Raw genomic sequence first — 2,377 nt, 5'->3', positions numbered from 1 at the left:
CCGGAGGTAATGACCAGACGATAGAGCAAAGATCCGGTGCATTCAGCGGCAAAAAAGCCAGCGGCCCTTGTGGGCGGAAAATCTGGCGGGCACATTGCTGATGCGACTGCTCAACCCGAACGTTAGCCACCAGTGCGCTGTGGCCGTAATCCCAAAATGTCAGTGGGATATCGGCCTGCTGACGCAGCCATGAGTGCGCGCCATCAGCGCCAACCAGCAAGCGGGTGGTCAGCATTTGTCCGTTATCCAGAGTGAGAAATGCTTCGCTATCGCCAAATACCGCCTGTTGTAATGTGGCGGGTACAATCAGAGTGACATTGCTCTGAGTGCTGACTTTTTCCCACAACGCAAGCTGTATGACTCGGTTTTCGATAATGTGGCCTAATGCAGGAACGGCAATTTCATCAGCGGTGAAATCTATTCGGCCAAAGCTATCTTGCTCCCAGACTTCCATTCGCTGATAAGACGCAGTGCGGTGTGGTTCAATCCGCGGCCAGACATCAAGATGAGTGAGGATATTTTGGCTGGCCAGATTCAGGGCTGAAACGCGTACATCAGGCTCATCGGTCAGCGTGGTGTCGGGTTGCTGACTTTCAAGTACGGCAATCCGCAATGGGCTGTCTTGCAGTGCGGCGGCCAGAGTTAACCCAACCATTCCGCCGCCAATAATGACAATATCAAACGCTTGCACTGCAGTAACCTCTTATTTTATCAATGGGAAAAGATGCACTGAATAGCTCTGCATCCCCCCCAACGTTTTGTTGTTATATGCCGTTACGCTGTATATTCAGTAAAAATATGCTCAGTAGAAAATACCGTTGTTGGGTATAAAAGAGCACTTATTATAAAGGATGATTAATCGCATAGCGGCAAATGCTGACTACCCGAGCATTTTTCGGGCTAATGATTCACGCCATGGCGTGCAGTGCTGCATAGCCATTAACCCCAGATTACGCCCCGCAACCAATGGAAGATGGCTATTGGCAAACAGGTGCAGCAGACCGTCAGTCACGGCAATAGTGTTGTGCTGATCTTGGCGGCGCTGTTGCTGATACGTACTGAGAACCGGATAGCTGCCGAGATCGGTTTTGCCGTTTTCTAGCGCGTCAGCAAGCGTATGCGCCAATGTCATCACATCGCGCAGCCCCAAATTAAAGCCCTGCCCAGCGATGGGGTGCAGCATTTGTGCCGCATTCCCGACAATAGCAACCCGATGGTGAATATGTTGTGTCGGATAACGCAGGCTTAGTGGGTAAGCGCTGCGCGGGCTTACATGAGTAACTCGACCTAACCGCCAGCCAAAAGCCTGTTGCAATTGATGGATAAATTCACGTTCACTCCAACCCAACACCGACGATTGTGCTGCCAGAGGGTGACACCATACCAGTGAACAGGTATGCCCGCGCCCGGCTGCAAGGTTAACAGGAAGCAGCGCCAGCGGGCCATGGGGGGTAAAACGCTCAAATGCGCGCCCTTGATGCGGTAAGGTGGTCTGTACGTTGGCAATAATGGCCACCTGATCATACGGCTGGTGTTGAGTTTTAGCCTGACAAGCCTGTAATACCGTTGAGTGCGTTCCATCAGCGGCCACCAGCAGTTGAGCCGTAAGTGTGCGGCCACTGTGCAAGGTTACGTTGACCTGTTCGGGTGTGCGCTGAATGTGTTCAACGCTGTCTGGGCAGTGCCAGTGAATTGCGGGGCGCTGATGCAACTGCTGCAGTAGTACCTCGCCCACACCGGTTAAACCAACCACATGCCCGAGTGCATCTAGCCCATACTCATTGGCATGGAGCTCGACCATTCCTGCATGCCCACGATCAGAAACGTGGATCTGGGTGATGGGTTCAGCCTGTGCCTGCAGTGCTGGCCACAACCCGATAGCCGCGAGTTGCCGACAGGTACCGTGCGCCAGTGCAATGCTACGCGCATCAAAACCGGAGCCTGACATGGCCTCCGGTGCTTGCGCTTCAATGATATCAATGTGTACCTGCCCTTGGCACAGGGTATCCAAAGCGATCGCCAGTGTTGCGCCCGCCATGGCTCCACCCACAATAATGACTGAAGCAGGCATCACTTATGCCCCCTGTTGACGATGTTCGGCGCTGGCCATCAGTGCTTCAATATCATCAATCTGTTTAGGTACGCCTGCTGTCAGTACATCATTGCCTTGTGCAGTAATAAGCAAGTCATCTTCAATGCGGATCCCGATTCCGCGATATTGAGCCGGTACATTTGCATCGGGTGCGATATATAAACCTGGCTCAACAGTAATGACCATGCCCGCTTGTAAAATGCGATCACGTGCAGGGCTCTGGTAATCTCCCACATCGTGCACATCCAGCCCAAGCCAGTGGCTTAAACCGTGCATATAAAATGG

3 protein-coding genes are annotated in these 2,377 nt (G+C 52.8%); all 3 read right to left on the bottom strand.

All coding sequences use genetic code 11. From position 1 onward, the window contains the following. Positions 1 to 691, bottom strand: a 691-nt coding sequence (locus tag ACRC27_RS02715; RefSeq protein ID WP_438639135.1) for an FAD-dependent monooxygenase, incomplete at its 3' end; no start/stop codon positions are given. 189 nt (positions 692 to 880) lie between these two features. Next, a complete protein-coding gene (gene ubiH / locus ACRC27_RS02710) occupies positions 881 to 2,071 on the bottom strand; it encodes a 2-octaprenyl-6-methoxyphenyl hydroxylase (RefSeq protein ID WP_438639134.1) in 1,191 nt (396 codons plus the stop codon). A gap of 3 nt (positions 2,072 to 2,074) precedes the next feature. Continuing rightward, positions 2,075 to 2,377, bottom strand: a 303-nt coding sequence (locus tag ACRC27_RS02705; protein WP_438639133.1) for a M24 family metallopeptidase, incomplete at its 5' end; no start/stop codon positions are given.

Source organism: Plesiomonas sp., assembly GCF_051650925.1.
Classification (GTDB): domain Bacteria; phylum Pseudomonadota; class Gammaproteobacteria; order Enterobacterales; family CAMTGL01; genus Plesiomonas.
This window is presented reverse-complemented; position numbering and strand designations above follow the sequence as displayed.